This window comes from Arthrobacter sp. yr096 (assembly GCF_900108925.1).
In the GTDB taxonomy this organism is placed as follows: domain Bacteria; phylum Actinomycetota; class Actinomycetes; order Actinomycetales; family Micrococcaceae; genus Arthrobacter.
On record NZ_FNYI01000001.1, the window covers coordinates 234,687 to 253,858 of the forward strand.

Below are 19,172 nucleotides of genomic sequence, written 5' to 3' on the forward strand. Positions count from 1 at the left end.
ACGTAATGCTGGCCCCGACTGCAGCTACCGCAGTCCTAGGATGAAAGGGATGACCAAGACCCAGACGAATCAAGCCTTCAGCCTTCGCAGCGTTGCATTGCCGGCCTTCGGGCCCGCACTGTTGTTCTGTATAGGTGAAGGGGCGGTCCTTCCGGTCATCGCACTCTCGGCACGTGACCTCGGGGCGTCCGTCGCAGTTTCCGCCTTGATCGTGACGCTGATCGGGCTGGGGTCCTGGATCTTCAACATTCCGGCATCAATCATCACCGAGAAGTTCGGCGAACGATGGTCGATCGTCGGGGCGGGCGCCCTGGGCGCTATGGCGTTAGGTGCGGCAGCTTTCGCACCTCAAATGGAGCACGGGCTCTGGTTGCTTGCGGCGTCCATGACCCTGGTGGGGATGTCGGCCAGCGTCTTTAACCTTGCACGGCAAAAGTTCCTCACCGAAGCTGTCCCTGTTCTTTACCGGGCCCGGGCACTGTCCACACTGGGCGGCGTCACCAGGATCGGTATCTTCATTGGGCCTTTCGTTGGTGCCGGCGTCATGCAGTTCGCGGGAATCAGCGGGGCATACTGGGTTGGATTTGCGGGGATGATGGCGGCAGCGGCCTTGTCGCTCACCATCCCGGACCTGGTGGCCCCTGACACGTCCGACGGCGGTCCACGCCCTCCGGCGTCCACGTTGCGGAGCGTCGCGGCATCCCACGCGGGGGTGTTCCTGTCCGTCGGTTTCGGCATCCTACTGCTCAGTGCATTGCGTGCCTCACGTCAAGTGGTTATCCCGTTGTGGGCGGATCACCTGGGCCTCGATGCGACGCATGCTTCCCTTCTCTTCGGTCTCTCCGGAGCGATCGACATGCTGGTGTTCTACCCTGCCGGAAAGCTCATGGACAGGAAGGGGCGGCAGTGGGTGGCCATCCCGTCCACCGTGATTATGGGGAGCGCCCTGATCCTGATCCCATTCACTGGCGGGTTCGTGCCGTTGCTGCTGGTCGCCCTGCTGATCGGCTTCGGCAACGGCATCAGCTCCGGGCTCATCATGACTCTCGGCGCAGACTTCTCGCCCGACAACGGGCGGAGCCACTTCCTTGGCATCTGGCGATTCATCGCCGACTCGGGCGCTACCGGGGGGCCTGTGCTCATGTCCGGACTGACGGCCGCCATTTCACTGTCCGCAGGCATCTGGGCCACAGGCGTACTTGGCTTCGCAGCGGCGGTGGTGTTCGCCGTCGCGATTCCCAGGCTGAAGCACCGGCGCAATTATTGAGTTGTTTTGCGTAGGTTTCTGACCCTGTTTATTCCACTGAGGGGCGTTCTGAAACCTCGATAGGTTGGGATCGGCTCCTGTGACGGGCAAACCCGATGAAGAACCCCCGGCCGGCGCCAGAGACGACTCACAGGAAATTCGCAGGAAACTCCAGAGAGTGGCTAAACTCATGCTGGCCGTAGACTCGCGGCCATTTTTCCGCGCTCTTGGGGGCGTTTGAGCAGAGGGCGCTGTCTATGCAGAACCGACGGAGAGCCAGCGTGCGCTCTCAATTACTACTTGTAGGCGTTATCGCGTTGGTCGGAGCTGGCCTGCCAGCGTTGCCGGCAACGGCGGATGACGTTCCAGTACCGGCGCCGAGTGCGGCGCCGTTGTCGACGTCCACGCAATCGTCAGTGATACCCACCGATCAGTTCATCGTGAAGTTCAAAGAGCGCGCGGGCATCCAATCTGTTGACCGGCAATCTTCTCTTCGGCAGGCTGCCGGTGCCGCTGGCGTCCCTGTCCAAGCCGTACGGACCACCGCCACCGGCGAGGAAGTAGTCAAGACCGACCGAAAGCTTGGGGCCGAAGAAGCCGGTGAGTTGGCTGCCACGCTGGCGGCGGATCCTAATGTGGAATACGCAGAACCGGACATGATCATGCGGCTCCACGATGTCCGGCCCAACGATACCTATTTTGATTTTCAGTGGGGTGTGGGCGACAACACCCGGGGCGGCATTCGCATGCCAATGGCTTGGGACATCAACCAGGGTGAGGGCAGCGTAGTCGCTGTCATCGACAGCGGGATTCTGAGCCACTCCGACCTGAACGCAAACGTCCTCCCTGGCTACGACATGATCAACGACGCCGCGGTGGCCCGCGATGGGAACGGGCGTGACTCCAACCCACGTGACGAAGGAGACGCCGCCGGCGCTGGTCAGTGCGCGCCGGGCGAGCCTGCCAATATTTCCTCTTGGCACGGGACCCACGTAGCCGGCATTGTTGCGGCCGTCGGTGGCAACGGAAAGGGCGTCACCGGTGTGGCGCCAAAAGCCAAGGTTGTGCCGATCCGAACCATTGGCACGTGCGGTGGCTACACCTCCGATATTGTCGACTCGATCATATGGGCCGCGGGTGGAACCGTGACCGGTGTCCCCGCGAACGCAAACCCTGCCCGCGTCATCAACCTCAGCCTTGGTGGGCGATCCACGTGTCCCACCGCCATGCAGAACGCCGTGGACTTCGCTCATGGCAAGGGTGCGGTGGTGGTGGTATCTGCCGGCAATGAAAACATCGACGCGTCCCTGGTAAGCCCCGGCAACTGCCGGAACGTCATTAACGTCGGCGCCACCACGAAAGACGAGCTCAAGGCTTATTACTCCAACTACGGGCCGGCCATCGACGTCATGGCGCCTGGCGGCGACATGAGCGTGGACGTTCTGGGCGGCATCGTGTCCACGCTCAACAACGGCACCGACCGCGCTACAACGGAGGATTACTACCTCAAGGCTGGAACGTCCATGGCCGCACCGCATGTTGCGGGAGTGGCTGCAATGATGTTGTCGGTCCTGCCTGCCCTGAAGCCCGAGGACGTAGAAGCGAAGCTCAAGGCAACAGCCAAAATGCCTACCTGCACCGGTTGTGGTGCGGGGCTCATTAACGCTACAGGTGCCCTTCGCGACGTACAACTGGAAGCTGAACCGATTATTGGTGGAACCCCGGTGATCACGGGTGAGCCCTTCGTAGGGAAAACCTTGACCTCTACCGACATCGGCAACTGGACCTTCAACCACCTCACGCAGTGGACCCATCAGTGGAACCGTAACGGTGTTGCTATTCCTGGCGCCAGCGACTACTCGTACACGCTCTTGCCGGAAGACTTGGGCTCGACACTCACGTTTACTGTTTCAGCCAAAAAGGATTTCACTCCCACGGTCTCAGGCACCTCAGCTCCGACGGCCACGGTGAAGCCGGGCACGTTGTCTTCAAACGTTCCCACTATCAGCGGATCGGCCTACGTGGGCAATGCACTGACGATGGACGCGGGAGCATGGGGACCTGAACCCGTCGAACTTTCGTACCAGTGGTATCGGGCCGGGGCCTCTATCCCTGGCGCCACGGGGACGGGTTACACCCTTGCCGATGCAGACGCCGGTAAGACAGTGACCGTCAAGGTAACTGGCGTAAAACCGGCCTACGGCACCGTGGTCAAGACCAGTGCTGCCACCCCGACCGTTGTGACGGCAGACAAGGCAGTCACACCGGAGGCAGTTGGCTTCGCAGAAGCCCCATATATGGCGGACGACAAATACACCATCCCGGAATCCGAGGGCACTGATTATCAAATTTCGGGGACAACAGTTGTCGCCGGGACTTATGCAGCTCGAGGCCAGGTCAAGGTCACGGCCAAGATCCGGGACGGCTTTGCACTGGCAAACGGTGCAGCATCGGAATGGCTGGCGTACTTCAGCTCCAAAGGCCCAGCCTTCACCCCTCCGGCCAAGTCGCCGTTCAAGGATGTGCTGACCTCCCAGCAGTTCTACAAGGAAATGGCGTGGATGGCAGATCGGAAAATCTCCACGGGTTGGGTAGAAGCGGACCAGTCCGTGACTTACCGCCCCGTGACACCGATCAATCGTGACGCGATGGCTGCGTTCCTGTACCGTATGGCGGGCTCGCCCGCCTACACGCCACCGGCCAAGTCCCCGTTCAAGGATGTGCTGACCTCCCAGCAGTTCTACAAGGAAATGGCGTGGTTGGCCGAAACAGGCATCTCATCGGGATGGACGGAATCTGATGGGTCACGGACCTACCGACCTTTGACGCCCATCAACCGTGACGCCATGGCTGCCTTCCTGTACCGCTTGGCGAACAAGCCCGATTATTTGCCACCGAATTGGCTGCCATTCTATGACGTGCCCTATGGAACGCAGTTCTATAAGGAAATGGCGTGGATGTACGAACAAGGGATCTCCAAGGGCTGGCTTGAGGCTGACGGACAGTACACCTACCGCCCGCTGTCTCCCATCAACCGCGATGCCATGGCAGCCTTCCTCTACCGGATGCCGTAGCGACGCCAAAGTACAAATCAACCGGGGCCGGTTGCAGACTTTTCTGCAGCCGGCCCTCGGTGTTACCGGGCATGTGATACACGACTCACAGGTAATTCGCAGGAATCTTGACTCTCTGGCTAAACTCAATCTGGCTGCAGACTCGCGGCCATTTTTTCGCGCTCTTGGGGGCGTTTGAGCAGAGGGCGCTGTTTATGCAGAACCGACGGAGAGCCAGCGTGTGCTCTCGAGTATTACTGATGGTTGTAATCGCGATGGCCGGCGCCGTGCTGCCGGCTCTTCCTGCTGCTGCTGCCGACGATGAGCCCGTGCCCAGTGCTGCACCGCTGTCGGAAACTGTCTCTGCGGCGCCAGCACCGACCGATCAGTTCATCGTGAAGTTCAACGAGCGTGCAGGTATTCAGTCTGCTGATCGCCGTAGTTCCCTGGACCGTATCGCCGATAATCTCGGCGGACAGGTTGAAAGCGTTCGAACCACGGCCGCAGGCGAACAGGTGGTCAAAACGGACCGGAAGCTTACCGCGGACGAGGTCGGTGACGTCATTGAAACCCTGGAGGCCGACCCCAGCGTGGAGTACGCCGAACCGGACGTCATCATGAGGTCATTCGCCAGCGCACCGGACGACACGTACTACGACATGCAGTGGGCGCTTGGCGACGGGAGCGCGGGAATCGACATCCTTGGTGCCTGGGACTTCAGCGAAGGTGAAGGCAGTGTGGTTGCTGTCATTGATAGCGGCATCCTCAAGCACACCGATCTCGATGCCAATATCCTTCCGGGTTATGACATGATCGCGGACCTCGACACTTCCCGTGACGGCGATGGCCGGGACTCCAACCCCCAGGACGAGGGTGACACAACCTTTGATGGCCAGTGCGCTGCTGGGGAGCCTGGGACAAAGTCCTCATGGCACGGAACGCACGTCGCAGGCATCATCGCCGCTGTTGCTGACAACGGGAAGGGTGTTGCGGGCGTCGCTCCGAAATCGAAAGTTGTCCCGATCCGGGCTATCGGAACGTGCGGGGGATACACCTCTGACATCGCGGACGGCATCCGATGGGCCGTCGGTGGAACCGTGACCGGGGTGCCCGCGAACGCAAATCCCGCCCGGGTGGTCAACTTGAGTTTGGGCGGAAAGGCCACATGTTCCACGACGTACCAAAACGCTATTAACTTTGCACGCAGCAAGGGAGCTGTAGTGGTTGCTGCTGCTGGCAACGAGAACGTGGACGCCGCCCAGGTCAGCCCGGCAAACTGCCAAAACGTGATTACCGTAGCCGCCAGCACACGAACACATGCCAAAGCCGATTACTCGAACTTCGGATCCGTGGATCTCTATGCTCCCGGTGGCGAGATGAGCAAGGCAGCGGTAGATGGCATCGTGTCCACGCTGAACAACGGAACCGACCGACCCGGCGTCGAGGATTACTACCTCAAAGAAGGCACATCCATGGCGGCTCCGCATGTGGCGGGCGTCGCTGCCCTCATGCTGGCGCGGATGCCGGCCTCCACTCCCGCAGATATTGAACGACGACTCATCACGACCGCCCAAGACCTCGGATGCACCTACTTCAGCTGCCGGGTGAACGTGGTTGACGCCAGGTTGGCTCTGAGGGAAACCGAGTGGGATGCAACCCCTTTGGTGGCTGTCCCTCCCACCATCAGTGGTGATCTGAGTGTGGGCTCGGTCTTGTATGCGCTCCCAGGCAACTGGGGACCTGCAGGTAATGATGTTGTTCGATGGGGGTACCAGTGGTTTCGGGATGGCGTACCCGTCCCGGACGCTACGAGTTCCTCCTACAATGTGGTCCCGGGAGACCTGAACGCCGCAATGACGGTGAAAGTCACGGCTAACAAAGTTCACTTTGACGAAGTCACAGCGACCTCGGTGCCAACGGCCAAAGTGGGGCCGGGAACCATCAACGCCAGTGTTCCCGTCATCGACGGGCCCGCATACGTGGGAAGCGTGCTGAAAGCAGAGACAGGGACGTGGGAGCCGGCTCCGGTCGAGTTGACCTACCAATGGAGCCGTGCCGAAAGCCCGATCGAAGGGGCCACTGCCCCCGAGTACGAGGTTACGGAAGCAGACGCGGGCAAGCCTCTGCGGGTCACAGTGTCCGGAAGTAAGACTGCTTACGCACCGACGTCGACCACGAGCGCCCCGACCATCAACGTGCTTGGCGCCGACAAAGCGGCTACACCCGCACAGGTCGTTTTCGAGGATCATTCCTACATGGGCGACGACAAGTACACCATTCCCGAGTCCAACGGTGTGGAGTATCAGGTGAGCGGCAAGGCGGTCGCGGCTGGTACCTACCCCGCCAGGGGACAGATGAAGGTCACAGCCACGGCCAAGCCTGGGTACCTCCTGAAGGCCGGCGCCACTTCGGGGTGGTCGGCATACTTCAGCACCAAGGGTCCCGATTTCACCGCCCCCGCCACGTCGCCGTTCAAGGATGTCCTCACTACCCAGCAGTTCTATAAGGAAATGTCCTGGCTTGCCGACAGGAAGATCTCAACGGGATGGCTTGAAACAGATAAGTCGGTCACCTACCGTCCGGTGACGCCCATCAACCGTGACGCCATGGCCGCATTCCTCTATCGCATGGCTGGCTCGCCGGAGTACACACCGCCGGTAAAGTCCCCGTTCAAGGACGTGCTGACCACGCAGCAGTTCTATAAGGAGATGTCCTGGCTGGCTGAAACGGGCATCTCATCCGGTTGGACGGAAAGTGACGGCTCACGCACGTACAAGCCGCTGACGCCGATCAACCGCGACGCTATGGCAGCGTTCCTCTACCGTTTGGCCAACAGCCCGGACTTCGAGGCTCCCACAACCTCGCCGTTCCAGGATGTGTACACCACTCAGCAGTTCTACAAGGAGATGGCGTGGATGGCCGACAAGAAGATCTCGTCGGGTTGGCTGGAGTCAGACGGCGCCTACACCTACCGGGCGTTGTCTCCGATCAACCGTGACGCGATGGCAGCCTTCCTCTACCGCATGCCCTAGGTGATAGGGCCGGAGCGCCACGATCCTGTTTGACACAGCAACGGCCGCGGAGCAACCTCATCAGGTTGCTCCGCGGCCGTTTGGCATCAAAGAAGATCAGGACGCTCGAGGCCCCACCGGTACTGGAGTCTTCCACGCGCGATCCGGAACCTTGCCGGTCACCAGGGCTACAGCAATGACCAGAAGAACCAAGCCCCACGTTGCATTGGCGACGTCCAGGGCCTGCCTCATCACCACGAACGGCGGGATGATCGCCAACGCTGTCCCCATCAGGATGCGCCACATGGCAGGCCGGGCAGCTCCTGGCGCCAACGCAGTACTGGCCAGTTCCAAGCGGACCAGCGGGGTTGAAACCAGGAGCACCAAGGCCCAGGCCGCACCATAGAACAGGGGCCTGCTGAGCCACCACTCGGTGCTGGCCGGCTCAGGGAACGGCAGCCGAAGGACCAGCGCGATCCCGAACATTGCGATGATCAACGGCAGGTGCCACAGGTAAATGGTCATCGCCCTGCTGCCCACCACGAACATCACCTTCTGCACCCAGCCAACGTGCACGCACCGCTGCAGGACCGGGTACACGGCCTTCACCAGCAGTACGTGGGCCAAACCCACCAGGATGAGCGGGAACATGGGTGGGTTCTGGCTGGTCAACATATCCACGGGGTAGGGCCCCATGTGGGTGAGCGGAATCAGCGTCATGTAGCAAGCAACCGCGGCCAGGATCAGCTTCCACCGGGCAATCCGATCGAAGAAGCCGTCAGCGTAGAAGAACCCGAGCTGCTGCAGCAAGCCCCAGACGAACACCATGTTCAGCAGCCCGACCGGGTTTGAATCGAAGCCCCAGGGGTTGCGCTCCAAGCCCAAGCGAACAACGTCAACGACGACGGCGCCCGCAGCCAGCGCTGCGAGGGTCCGGTACGGTGCCAGGCCGTGGAGCTTGGCCAAAGTGGGCACCATGGCCTGGCAGATCAGGTATGCGGCGAGGAACCACAACTGCACTCCGGCGCCCGCAGCGATCACTGCGAGAAGATCGCCCGGGACGCCAACCGCCGTCGCGCACCACAACGCTATGGCGAGGAACACGTACAGGGCCACCGTAGGACGAACCAGTCGCAGAACCCTGTTCCGTAGGTAATCCCCGGCATCGCCGCCCTTGCGCTGCAAGCTGCGCCACGAGGTCAGCGACGCGAAGCCACCCACCACAAAGAAGAGCGGCATGACCTGCCCAAACCAGGTTCCCTGTGCGAACCAGCTCAAGGAGGTCAACGGGTTACCCACTCCGATGCCGGATTGGTCCACGCTGATGCCCATCATGAGTAAGTGGACGGCCACCACAGCAAACATGCAGGCGACGCGAATGAAATCCACCACCAAGTCGCGGGATGCGGGAACGGCGTCAGTGAGCGCAGTGCGGCTGGTGGAATCGGGCCGAAGGGTGGAAGGCATGGGTGCTCCTGGGATTTGCCATTGTTTGTCCATCGAATGGACTAACTGTAATGCATGCGTGGCATATCGTCGACGTCATCCTGGAAAAAGTTGCCCTTTATGGCTCGCGATCGGTCTGTCGGGCGTAGCCTGAAGAAAGAGGACCCCGTACCAAGCCCCGAGTGTTTGTTGCAGCGCATTATGGGAGTCCTCCAAGCCCCTCAATCAATGAACGGCAGCGCTGATCATCATGCACATCAGGGAATTTTGGACTCAGCTTTCTCCGGACACACAGCGGTGGCTCATGGATAACCCTGGAAGCATGATTGTGCCCCGGACCATGACGGCAATCTTCAATGGGGAAACGGGTGAGGACGGCGCCGTGGACATCCATGGCGGCACGTCGCTTACCGCCGATGATCGCCTCTTCATTCAGGAGCAGGCCCGGGGGAGTCGGGATGCCGCCGGGGAGGCTCCCCGGTTCTTCGACTCAGTGGGCCCCGAAGACTAAGGGTGGACCGCCGTCGACTTCTGGCGGCACTAGGCCTTCCGCGCCGCCAAGCCGAACAGCCATGTCCCGCCAAGGGCTGAAAGATAGCCTGCGATGACGATGAATGCGGTCCCTGCCCAGAAGTAATCGATGGTGCTGTCGGTGCTCAAGCCAGGCATGACCTGCATCAGTGAGTAGCCCGCCACCGCGATCGCAATTACCAGCGCGGCTACTGTGAGCCATACCCAGATGCGGGACGCGGCCCAGTGTTCGCCGTATCCCTTCCAGACGTTCCAACTGCTGCCGGTGCGCAGGATGAGCCAGCCCGCAGGGAGCATGACGGCACCCACTACCAGGAAGGCCGCCACAACATCCGCCGGGCGGTGCCACTGGTTGATGAGCGTGGAAACGCCTGTTGCCACAGCGAAGGAGCTGCCGAGGAATCCTGCCAAGGGGCGCCAGCGCGGCGAGACCATGAGGAACACGGCGGCTGCGGCGGAGGCGGCAAGCGTGGTGTGCCCGGACGGCAGTGAATTCAATTCCAGGGTCTGCACGCCGCGATCGGGCCTGTCCGGGATGAGGAACTTGAGGATCTGGGTGGCTGCGTTGGCGGCGATGCACGCGGCCACGGCGATTCCCGCCGCCCTCCAGCGACGCCGTGCAACGGTCACGAAGAGCACCATCACCGTGGCGATCGCCAGCGAGAGCATGGGGAGCATGTCCAGGAATTCGGTGGAGGCCCTGCCGGCCGTTCCGCTCAGCACTGTGGCTTCGACGAGAGCTGACTCGTCGATGAACTGCCCCATGGTGGTGCGCACAAAGAAGTAGTACGTCGCGGCCAGGCCAACGATGCTGGCGATGGTGGCCAGGACGAACAAAAGACCTGTGCCGGCGCCTGCGTCGCGTCGTTGAAGCGGCCGCTTGCTCGACCTCCCGCTGGTGCGGAATTGCTGGGAACTCATTCTGTCTAGGGTGCCACAGTTCTCTGGATGGCTGGTGTGAGCATCGCCTTCGCGTGGCGGGGTCCGGTGAGACGTGTGCAACATTCCTGTGACGCTTGACACGTGTTAGGTGGCGGATTAGGCTTCCTAACACGTGTTAGGAAAGGGAATCTACATGTCGGGAACCAATGGGGCTTTGCGTCAATTCACACGCAGAAGTGCCCTCACAGCCCTCGGCGCCGGGATTGTTGGAGTAACCGCGGCGTCGTGGCCGCGCTTGACCGGAGCAGACATTCCGGGCCGGGGAGACAACAGCCTCAGCATCGCGATCATGGGCACTGCCGCGGACGCTGCCGCCCGCCAGAAGGTTATTGACGCCTTCGCCAAAGTCCACCCTGAAATCAAGGTCAAGGTTCAGGCCATCCAAGCCGTGGACTGGAAGGATTTCTTCACCAAGATCCTCACCATGGTGGCCGCGGGCACTCCGCCGGACGTGGTGTATGTGGCCACGGAAGGCGCCCAGCTGTTCGCCGAAAAGCTTGCCCACCCGCTGGATGAGTACCTGCGCCGCGATGCCGCGGACATGAAGGAGTACTTCGAGGACGTTCATCCAAGCCTGGTTGAAGCGTTCATGTACAAAGGCAGCCTGTTCCAGCTCCCCATCGACTGGAACGCGGCCAACATGTACTACAACACCGCTTCCCTCCGTGCAGCAGGGCTTGAACGCCCGGCAGATGACTGGACGCACACCGACTTCCGGAGCACTCTCGCCGCCATGAAGAAGGCCAAACCGGCCGATTTCACTCCGTACTACTGGACCAACCGCCTCTTCGGCGGAGTGGTGCCGTGGCTGTACGCCAACGAGACCAGCTTCCTCAAGGAAACCAAGTCCCCGGGCGGCGAATGGTTGTGGGATGGCTTCTACGCCAACGATCCCTCGCGAAGCCTCCGCTCCGGCGGCTACCAATGGCTCGAACCCAACGCCGACGATCCCCGCGTTTTCGAATCATTCGACTACCTCCGCGGACTGGTCAAGGACGGGCTGGGTGTGCGGCCCGAGGAAGGAGGCGGAAGCGCGCTGATCGGCCTCTTCGCCTCCAGCAGGATAGGTACGACGCCGGCGGGCGGCTATTGGGTGCAAGGCCTCCACGAGGCGGGCATGACGGAGAACGACTTCGACGTCCAGTTCTTCCCGAAGTGGCGGACCCAGCGGCACCAGTTCGGCACGGCCGGCTACGCGATCATGAAAACCGCCAAGGATAAGGACGCCGCCTGGGAATGGGTGAAGTTCAGCTCCAGCCTTGAAGCCATGCAGATTGTGTTCCCTACCCCGAACACGACTCCGGCCCGGCGGTCCATGGTCAACGAACAGCTTTACGCGGGAACCGGTCCGCGGAACTGGAAGGTCTTCTACGACACCCTGGACCGTTTCCCCTGCACAGGTCCCATTCCGGCGCCACCGCAGCAGGCCGCCGTCGAGACCGCCCTGATGAAAAACGTCAGCCTGGCTGTGAGCGGCGACGAGCGCCAACTCAAGGACGCGCTCACTGCCATGCAGCGTGACCTTGAACTTGCCCTGAGGAGGCAGCCATGAGCACCGCAACCAGTACGCCCACTGGAACGGGCAGCGAGCCGGGCCGTAAACCCGCCCACAAGGGCGGTACAACCTCCAAGCGTGGGCGCGTGCAGCAGCGCTGGCTGCCCTGGGCCTTCCTGGCCCCCACCATCGTGGGCATGGGCATCTTCACCCTGCTGCCGATTGTCGCTTCAATCGCGCTCGCGTTCTTCCGGTGGGACATCATCTCCGCGCCGACGTTCGTGGGCTTCGACAACTTTGCTGAGGTAGTCCAGGACCCCACGGTGCGGGTCTCGTTCCTGAACACCATCGTGTTCGTGGTGGTGGCCGTGGCACTGCAGTTGGGCTTGGCCCTGGGCTTGGCGATCATGGTGCAGGAAAAGCTCCCCGCCTGGCTGCGGGTGTTCTTCCGCTCGGCCTTCTTCTTTCCGCTGATCCTCTCCGCAGCATCGGTAGCGATCTTCATGCGCTACCTCTTCAACGAGCAGTTCGGCGTCGTGAATTGGATGCTCTCCCTGGTGGGGATTCCCGCGGTGCCGTGGCTGACGACGCCAGGTGGGTCTGCCGCCGTCGTGATCCTTGTGTACGTGTGGCAGAACTTCGGGTTCTCGTTCCTGCTGTTCATCGGCGGCCTGGCCTCGATCCCAGTGGAGACCTACGAGGCCGCGTCCATTGATGGCGCTACCGGTTTCCGCAAGCACTTCTACGTCACGCTGCCGCTCCTGAGCCCCACCACCCTGGTGGCCTCGGTGATGGCGATCATCAACGCGCTTCAAGTGTTCGACCAGCCCTACGTCCTCACCCGTGGCGGACCCGGCGACTCAACGCGCACAGCGGTGATGGTGATCTTCGAGTCCGCGTTCCAACGCCTTGAGTTCGGCCAGGCCTCGGCGATCGGCGTGATCCTGACGCTCATCATCATGGCCATCACCGCCGCGCAGTTCCGGCTCAGCAAACGATTCGTCTTCTACCAGTGAGGCCCGCCATGACCACCATTCAAGAACGTGTCACCACCACGGCGCCCGTTGTCACGCGGAAGAAGCGCGATTGGTCAGTGGCCGTGCGCGTCGCCGTCCTGCTGATCGCGTCCGTCTTTGTCCTGGGGCCGGTTTTGTGGACGTTGTCCACCTCCTTGCGCCCGCCGTCGGAATCCTTCAAACTGCCGCCCGCGTTCCTGCCGCTGAACCCGGACCTGACCTCCTATACGCAGGTCTTCAAGCAGCTCAACATTGTGGCCCTGGTGGTGAACAGTGCGTTGGTGACCGGACTGATCGCCGTCGGGCAGATGCTTACTGCAGCACTGGCCGGCTACGCTTTCGCGTATCTTCGCTTCAAGGGGCGCGGTGCACTGTTCTCGATTGTGCTGGCCACCATGATGGTCCCGGCGCAGGTGACGATTGTGCCCGTCTTCATGTTGATCCGCGGCGTGGGACTCTCCGACACCCTGCTGGCACTGATCATCCCGGCCATCCCGACGGCGTTCGGCACCTTCCTGATGCGCCAGTACTTCATGGGGTTGCCGGGCGAGCTCGCTGAAGCGGCTGCCATCGACGGAGCCTCGCCGTGGCGGACTTTCCGTTCCGTGTACGCCCCACTGGCCATGCCCGGCCTGGCGATCGTGGGCATCCTGGCGTTCAACTTCCACTGGAACGAGTTCTTCCGGCCACTCATCATGACCATCTCGGAGCAGAACTTCACCCTGCCCCTGGGCTTGGTCTCGCTCCAAGGCAACCTCGGCACCGGAAGTATCTCCGTGGTCCTGGCCGGTGTTGTCCTCTCCATGATTCCCGCGCTGGTGGTGTTCATGTTCGGCCAGCGTGCGCTGCAGGACGGACTCACCGCAGGCACGGGTAAGTAATCTTCTCTTCTCCCTGAAAGGGCTTCCATGACGGACCTTGCACTTGTTGACTCGCTGGCTATGGCTGCGACGCACCCGGATCCCGCGTTCCCGCGCTTCCACCCCCGTCCGGCGCAGGGTTGGATCAACGATCCCAACGGCGTCAGCTACATCAACGGCAGCTACCACGTGTTCTTCCAGTACAACCCCCTCTCCGCTCGGCACTCGCAGATCCAGTGGGGCCACGTGAGCTCCCCGGACCTGGTGGGGTGGGAAGAGCACCCTGTGGCGCTTTCGCCCCAGCACGGCGGGCCCGATTCGGCCGGGTGCTGGACGGGAGTGGTGACCACTGATGACGGGGTGCCGACGGCGGCGTACTCCGGAGTCAAGGATCATGGCGGCCATTCGCAGGTGGTGATTGCCCGGGGTTCCTCTGACTTGGTGACATGGGAACAAGACGGGCATGTTGCGGCCTCGATGCCTAACGACCCCCTGGTGACCGCCGTGCGAGACCCCTTCATCTTCCGCTTCAACGGTGGTCGGTACGCCATGCAAGGCGCCGGCCTGGCCGACGGGCGCGCTGCACTGCTGCTGTACACCGTGGAGGACATGAACGACTGGAAATACGAAGGGATCTGGCTGACCACGGCCAACCCTGTGGCGGCTTCCCACACCCCGGCTGAGATCTGGGAGTGCCCGCAGCTGGTTCAGGTGCCTTCGGGCGAATGGGTGATGATGTTCTCCCTGTGGCTCTCCGGTGACGATCACGAGCACGCCAACGGTGTGGGGCACCTGATCGGTTCGTTGACCGGGGATCCCGTCTCAGGGTTGCCGGTATTTGTGCCTTCCTCCGGCGGGAAGTCCGATCTGGGCCGTGACTTTTACGCCCCGCAGATCGTGCAGCTTCCTGCCCTCGGTTCCGATTCTGAGATGGGGTCTGAGCCCGCGGCGTTGCTGTGGGGCTGGGCAAACGAGGGCCCCGGCCGGGACGGTCGCCGTGGCCGCACCCAGGAAGAAATCGACCAGGCCGGCTGGGCGGGCGTGTTGACGCATCCGCGCGTTCTAACCGTGGTTGAGGGGGCGCTCGCTGTTTCTCCGGCGCCGGAAATTGACGCCTACCGGGGTGCCGCTGTGGCCTCGGGCGTTGCCGGTTCGGTTGTTGTTCCGGGGTTCGCCGAGGTGTTGGTTCGGGGTTCTGCCGCCACGTCAGGCCTCGTGGAGCTGGTGCTCGGATCGGGGGCCGATGCTCAAGTGGTCTACTCCGGATCAGTGGCTGCCGGGGAGGAGCTGAGGATCTTCCTGGATGCATCCCTCGTGGAGGTGTACCGATCCGGCTCCGTGGCCACGACGCTCCGTGCCTACCCTGCTCCGGGGGAGGAATGGGAGCTCACCCTGCCCACGGGCGCGACTGCCGACGTGTGGGAGTTGACCCTGCCGGCCTAGGCGGCAGGCCGGCGTCGTGCGTGTGTTGTGGGGCCTGCTGTGCGTGTTTCCGGGTTGTTTTCGGGCGCAGAGTGGGCCTCACAACGTGGGTGGGGTGCGTTGTGGGGCCTGCTGTGCGTGTTTGCGGGTTGTTTTGGGGTGCAGAGTGGGCCTCGCAACGTGGGTGGGGTGTGTTGTGGGGCCTGCTGTGCGTGTTTCCGGGTTGTTTTGGGGCGCAGAGTGGGCCTCACAACGAAGGCGTGTGTCAGCGGGTGGGCACGGGGCCTGTCGACTCACGCACCACGAGACGGCAGGGGACCATGGTTTCGATCGGAGTCTCTTGTCTTGGTTCGCCCGTGCCCTCGATCGCGTCCAGCAGCGTGGTCATTGCGGCACGGCCGATTTCCCGTAGGGGCAACGCCATGGTGGTGAGGGAGGGAACCATGGTGTCGGCGATCCGGGTTTCGTCGTCGTAGCCCATGATGGACAGGTCCTCAGGAACTCTCAGTCCAAGACGCGCGGCGGCGAGGATTACGCCCACCGCCAGGCGATCGTTCGCGCACATGATGGCTGTGGGCCGATCGGCGGGGGACACGCCGTCGAGCACTTTCATGGCGCCGCGGAAGCCGGCGTCGATGTCCCAGCCGGCCATGAAGATCCGGTCCTCAAGGACCGGTAGCCCGGCCGCGGCGTGCGCGTCACGGTAACCCTGAACGCGCAGAGGGGCCGCGGGCGAATCCTCTAACCCGGCAAGCAGCGCGATGTCCTGGTGGCCAAGTTCCAGCAGGTGCTCAGTGGCCTCCCTGCCGCCGGTGATCTCGTCCGGAATCACATGGCGCAACTGCGGCTGGGGGTGCTCGTCGTAGCAATTGGCCAGGACCGAGGGGACGCGGAGCATCCCGTGCGGAACCTCGATCGGTTTCAGGCCCACGGTCACGTACATGAGCCCATCAACCTGCCGGTCCAGGAGGGTTTCGATGGCGCTCGCATCCCTGGCGGTATCGCGTTCAGTGTCCATGACCACGGTGACGAATCCGCGGGCGCGGGCAACGTCGTCGGCGCCACCGATGATGTTGCCGTCAAAGGGGCTGACCACCACCTCGTCGGACAGGATGCCGATCACGCGCGACCGCTGATTTCGGAGGCTCAAGGCGATGGCATTGGGGGAGTAATTGAGCTCCTCAGCCGCCTGCCGGATTCGGTCCTGGCTCTCCTTGGCCACGTTCCCGTCGCCACGACCGTTCAAAACCAGCGAGACCGCACTCCTGGAGACACCCGCCTTCTTGGCGACATCCAGCGCGGTGGCCTTGCGGTTCATTGACAGTCCTTTCGTCCTTTATTGTCAGCAGTCTACCTAACGCGTGTGAGGGAATCGGGCTTTCAGTACCCCAGTTCGTAGAACACTGACTGCATGAAGGGCAGCGCCTTGGCGACCCCAGCGACGATGTAGAGGCCCCACGCGGCAACGATGACTGCAATTGGCCACAGCCCTCTTCGTGGTGCCACCTTATGCACCTCTGGGTTCCAGGACACCATCAGGCTACCCACGCCAAAGGGCAGACATGCGAGTAGCCAGATGAACGGGTTGCCAACTGCCTGATCTGTGGCCAGCAAAGGGCGTGGTGTGTCCGGTGGGGGATACCAGCCGGGCGCTGCTGTCATGCGTTGACCGAGTACCCAAACTGCGAGTACATCGACTGCATGAAGTTGGACATCCAAATGCCGGTAACCACCAGGCTGATAACAATCACGGCGATGCTGGCCCACACCGGCCACAGCCCCCGCTTGGGCGCCACTTTGTTGACGATCACAGAGCGGCCGATCACGTACACCAGTGAGCTGAGGAACGCCCAAGCCCAGTGGAAGGGACGGACGACGCCGGACTTGAGCAGGCGTTGACGGTCCAGGAAAGCGAAAAGCACTGAAAGCCCGTAGGACAGGAAGCTTGCGCCCATCAGCAGGAAATAGCCGGGGGTGTACATGGAGAAGGGGTCCATGGTGGTAACGCCCTGCCGCGTGGTCATCATCCTGAACTCCGGCTGCCAGGTGAGCAGGAGCAGGACGGAGAGCAGCGGCAGCAAGGTTATTGCCCAGATGAACGGGTTGTACACCGGCGTGTCCGGGCTGAGCTGAGGACGTGGTGGCTGGACGGGCGGCTGGAACTGGCCCGGTGCTTGGAATTGGGCGGGCGCTTGGTTGGCTGTCCAGGCGCGTCCGTCCCACCACCGGACGAAACGTGAGTCCGAAGGGTCCGGGTACCAGCCGGGAGGTGTTGTGGAACCGGGCATTGATTGAGTCATTATTCCCCCGCGTTAAGTCGTGGTTCTGAGAATATCGCGATTGCGGCCTCTCGCTTGCAAAGAGCCCCTCCCCAGACGCCACGTGGCGGTGTATGGATGGAGCATGAGCCTTTTCGATGACCTCCCTCAACAGCCATCGCGTCCGCGTGAACCGCAGCCTCCCCAGCCCGGGTGGTTCGGCCCGCCTTCGGACGAGATGCCTGGCATCGCACGCGTTGGTGGGTTTGTTTTCAAGAGCCAGCGGATGGTCCTGGTGCTGAAACTGGTGGAGGTTTTCTCCACTGGTTGCTTGTTGGACCTGGTCTGGTCCGTGCGGCGGGGCAGCGAATCGGACCAGGAATGGCGGGAGATCGTGGAGGAGAGCTATAACAATTCGCGGTCCAGCATAGACACCAGGACGGGCTTGGAAATCGGTGTTGCTTTGGCAGACGGACGCAAAGCTGTGGCGGCCATTCACGGACCGTCGGCCTTCGAAGACGCCGACGACGTCACTGGCCCCGTGCTAACAACTTTGGGAGGCGGTGGAGGAAGCAACAACTCCGAGTTTGCCCAGTTCACCGGTCGGTACTGGTTGTGGCCGTTGCCGGTTGAGGGGGATACGGCGTTGGTGGCCAAATGGGATGCCCTGGGAATGCCGGAAAGCTTGCTCGTCCTGTCCGCACAGCAGCTGGCTGACGCCCTGGGCCGGGTGCAAAAGTACTGGAGCGAGTAGCTTTTCCACATAGCCGAAACGGGCTCCTTGTTGGGTGGGAGGCCGCCGGTACAGTGGCAATATGCCTGCACTTCCCTCTCTCGAAGACCTCCTCGATTCCGCCCACGTAGTCTCGCTGCCCATGCGCGTGAAATTCCGCGGCATCATGGAGCGCGAGACCCTCCTTTTGCGTGGACCGCTCGGCTGGGGTGAGTTCTGTCCTTTCCCCGAATACGACGACGACGAATCCTCCCGCTGGCTGGCCGCAGCGCTGGAAGCGGGCTGGCTGGGTTTCCCCTCACCATTGCGGGACAGGATCCCCGTCAACGCCACAGTTCCCGCCGTCGCTGCGGAGCGGGTGCCTGAGGTGCTGGCGCGCTTCGGGAGGGTTGACGCCGTCAAGATCAAAGTTGCCGAGCGGGGGCAGGAACTGGCGGACGACGTCGCCAGGGTGAATGCAGTACGCGAGACCCTTCCTGACGCTGCCATCCGGGTGGATGCCAACGGAGGATGGGACGTAGACCAAGCCGTGGAAGCGCTGAGCAAACTCTCCGCGGCTGGGCTTGAGTATGCCGAACAACCCGTTCCCACCATCGAGGGCCTAGCTGAGGTCCGGCGTCGGCTGACGTCTGCAGGTGCGCCTGTCCTCATCGCCGCGGACGAGAGTGTCCGCAAGGAAGAGGACCCACTTCGCGTTGCCCGGGCCGGTGCGGCTGACCTGATCGTAGTTAAGGTCGCCCCACTCGGGGGAGTTGCGCGTGCACTGGACATTGTGGAGCAAGCCGGGCTGCCCGCCGTCGTAAGTTCTGCCTTGGACACCTCCGTGGGCATCCGTGCCGGCTTGGCGCTCGCAGCCGCGCTGCCGTCACTCCCTTATGCCTGCGGCCTTGGCACCGTTTCGCTGTTCGCTTCGGACATCACACTGGACCCGCTGGTGGCCGACGACGGCGCCATCCAGCTGCGCGATACCGTTGCCGACCCTGGCCTGCTGGAGCAGTATGCGGCACCGGGGGACCGCCGGGACTGGTGGCTGGACCGGCTCCGCCGCGTGCACTCCGCGTTGGCTCGAAACCAGCATGGTTTGTTCACCGGGGATTAACCAGAGAGACCTCTCAGCTTTGGATTCCGCTGACAGGCTCAGCGGGAACCTCGTACATCC

Annotated in this window: 15 protein-coding genes; 10 read left to right on the forward strand and 5 right to left on the reverse strand. The window is 62.4% G+C overall.

The genetic code is table 11. From position 1 onward, the window contains the following. The first annotated feature begins 49 nt into the window (after positions 1-49). From BMY91_RS01015 to BMY91_RS01025, 3 genes are all read left to right on the forward strand, one after another. Positions 50-1,267 carry an MFS transporter gene (locus BMY91_RS01015; protein ID WP_090817101.1) on the forward strand — a complete coding sequence of 406 codons (1,218 nt, stop codon included), beginning with the start codon at positions 50-52 and terminating at the stop codon, positions 1,265-1,267. Between the two features lie 236 nt (positions 1,268-1,503). Beyond that, entirely contained in the window at positions 1,504-4,320 is a 2,817-nt protein-coding gene (locus BMY91_RS01020) for a S8 family serine peptidase (protein ID WP_090817105.1), read from the forward strand. Between the two features lie 239 nt (positions 4,321-4,559). Next, positions 4,560-7,331 carry a S8 family serine peptidase gene (locus tag BMY91_RS01025; RefSeq protein WP_256212515.1) on the forward strand — a complete coding sequence of 924 codons (2,772 nt, stop codon included), beginning with the start codon at positions 4,560-4,562 and terminating at the stop codon, positions 7,329-7,331. 96 nt (positions 7,332-7,427) lie between these two features. On the opposite strand, the gene BMY91_RS01030 is transcribed toward BMY91_RS01025, so the two are convergent. Continuing rightward, complete coding sequence (locus BMY91_RS01030) at positions 7,428-8,777, reverse strand: acyltransferase family protein (protein ID WP_090817112.1); 1,350 nt, start codon at positions 8,775-8,777, stop codon at positions 7,428-7,430. A 301-nt stretch (positions 8,778-9,078) separates the two neighbouring features. On the opposite strand from BMY91_RS01030, the gene BMY91_RS01035 reads away from it, so the two are divergent. Further along, positions 9,079-9,267, forward strand: a complete 189-nt coding sequence (locus BMY91_RS01035; protein WP_256212516.1) for a hypothetical protein — start codon at positions 9,079-9,081, stop codon at positions 9,265-9,267. 29 nt (positions 9,268-9,296) lie between these two features. Here BMY91_RS01035 and BMY91_RS01040 read toward each other — a convergent pair whose 3' ends face one another. Beyond that, positions 9,297-10,310: a phosphatase PAP2 family protein gene (locus tag BMY91_RS01040; protein ID WP_090817118.1), complete on the reverse strand. Its 1,014-nt coding sequence runs from the start codon at positions 10,308-10,310 to the stop codon at positions 9,297-9,299. Between the two features lie 52 nt (positions 10,311-10,362). Between BMY91_RS01040 and BMY91_RS01045 the strand changes: the two genes are divergently transcribed. Genes BMY91_RS01045 through BMY91_RS01060 form a run of 4 tightly spaced genes read left to right on the forward strand, consistent with a single transcriptional unit; the run spans position 10,363 to position 15,043 of the window. Then, a complete protein-coding gene (locus tag BMY91_RS01045; protein ID WP_090817121.1) occupies positions 10,363-11,781 on the forward strand; it encodes an extracellular solute-binding protein in 1,419 nt (472 codons plus the stop codon). Then, on the forward strand, positions 11,778-12,740 hold the full coding sequence (locus tag BMY91_RS01050) for a carbohydrate ABC transporter permease (RefSeq protein ID WP_090817124.1): 963 nt from the start codon (positions 11,778-11,780) through the stop codon (positions 12,738-12,740). Before BMY91_RS01045 ends, BMY91_RS01050 begins: the two co-directional genes overlap by 4 nt. 8 nt (positions 12,741-12,748) lie before the next feature. Then, positions 12,749-13,621, forward strand: a complete 873-nt coding sequence (locus BMY91_RS01055; RefSeq protein ID WP_090817127.1) for a carbohydrate ABC transporter permease — start codon at positions 12,749-12,751, stop codon at positions 13,619-13,621. A gap of 27 nt (positions 13,622-13,648) precedes the next feature. Next, entirely contained in the window at positions 13,649-15,043 is a 1,395-nt protein-coding gene (locus BMY91_RS01060) for a glycoside hydrolase family 32 protein (protein WP_090817130.1), read from the forward strand. Positions 15,044-15,287: 244 nt separating this feature from the next. Here the strand turns inward: BMY91_RS01060 and BMY91_RS01065 are convergent, their stop codons facing one another. The 3 genes from BMY91_RS01065 to BMY91_RS01075 all read right to left on the reverse strand — a co-directional run bounded on the left by BMY91_RS01065 (position 15,288) and on the right by BMY91_RS01075 (position 17,310). Next, a complete protein-coding gene (locus BMY91_RS01065; protein WP_090817135.1) occupies positions 15,288-16,340 on the reverse strand; it encodes a LacI family DNA-binding transcriptional regulator in 1,053 nt (350 codons plus the stop codon). A 62-nt stretch (positions 16,341-16,402) separates the two neighbouring features. Then, positions 16,403-16,684 (reverse strand): hypothetical protein, encoded by a 282-nt coding sequence (locus BMY91_RS01070; protein WP_090817137.1) that lies wholly within the window; start codon positions 16,682-16,684, stop codon positions 16,403-16,405. Next, positions 16,681-17,310, reverse strand: a complete 630-nt coding sequence (locus BMY91_RS01075; protein ID WP_254779929.1) for a DUF2510 domain-containing protein — start codon at positions 17,308-17,310, stop codon at positions 16,681-16,683. Before BMY91_RS01075 ends, BMY91_RS01070 begins: the two co-directional genes overlap by 4 nt. A gap of 115 nt (positions 17,311-17,425) precedes the next feature. On the opposite strand from BMY91_RS01075, the gene BMY91_RS01080 reads away from it, so the two are divergent. Continuing rightward, positions 17,426-18,034, forward strand: a complete 609-nt coding sequence (locus BMY91_RS01080; protein ID WP_256212517.1) for a hypothetical protein — start codon at positions 17,426-17,428, stop codon at positions 18,032-18,034. Positions 18,035-18,095: 61 nt separating this feature from the next. Further along, entirely contained in the window at positions 18,096-19,112 is a 1,017-nt protein-coding gene (locus BMY91_RS01085) for an o-succinylbenzoate synthase (protein WP_090817147.1), read from the forward strand. Positions 19,113-19,172 lie beyond the last annotated feature (60 nt).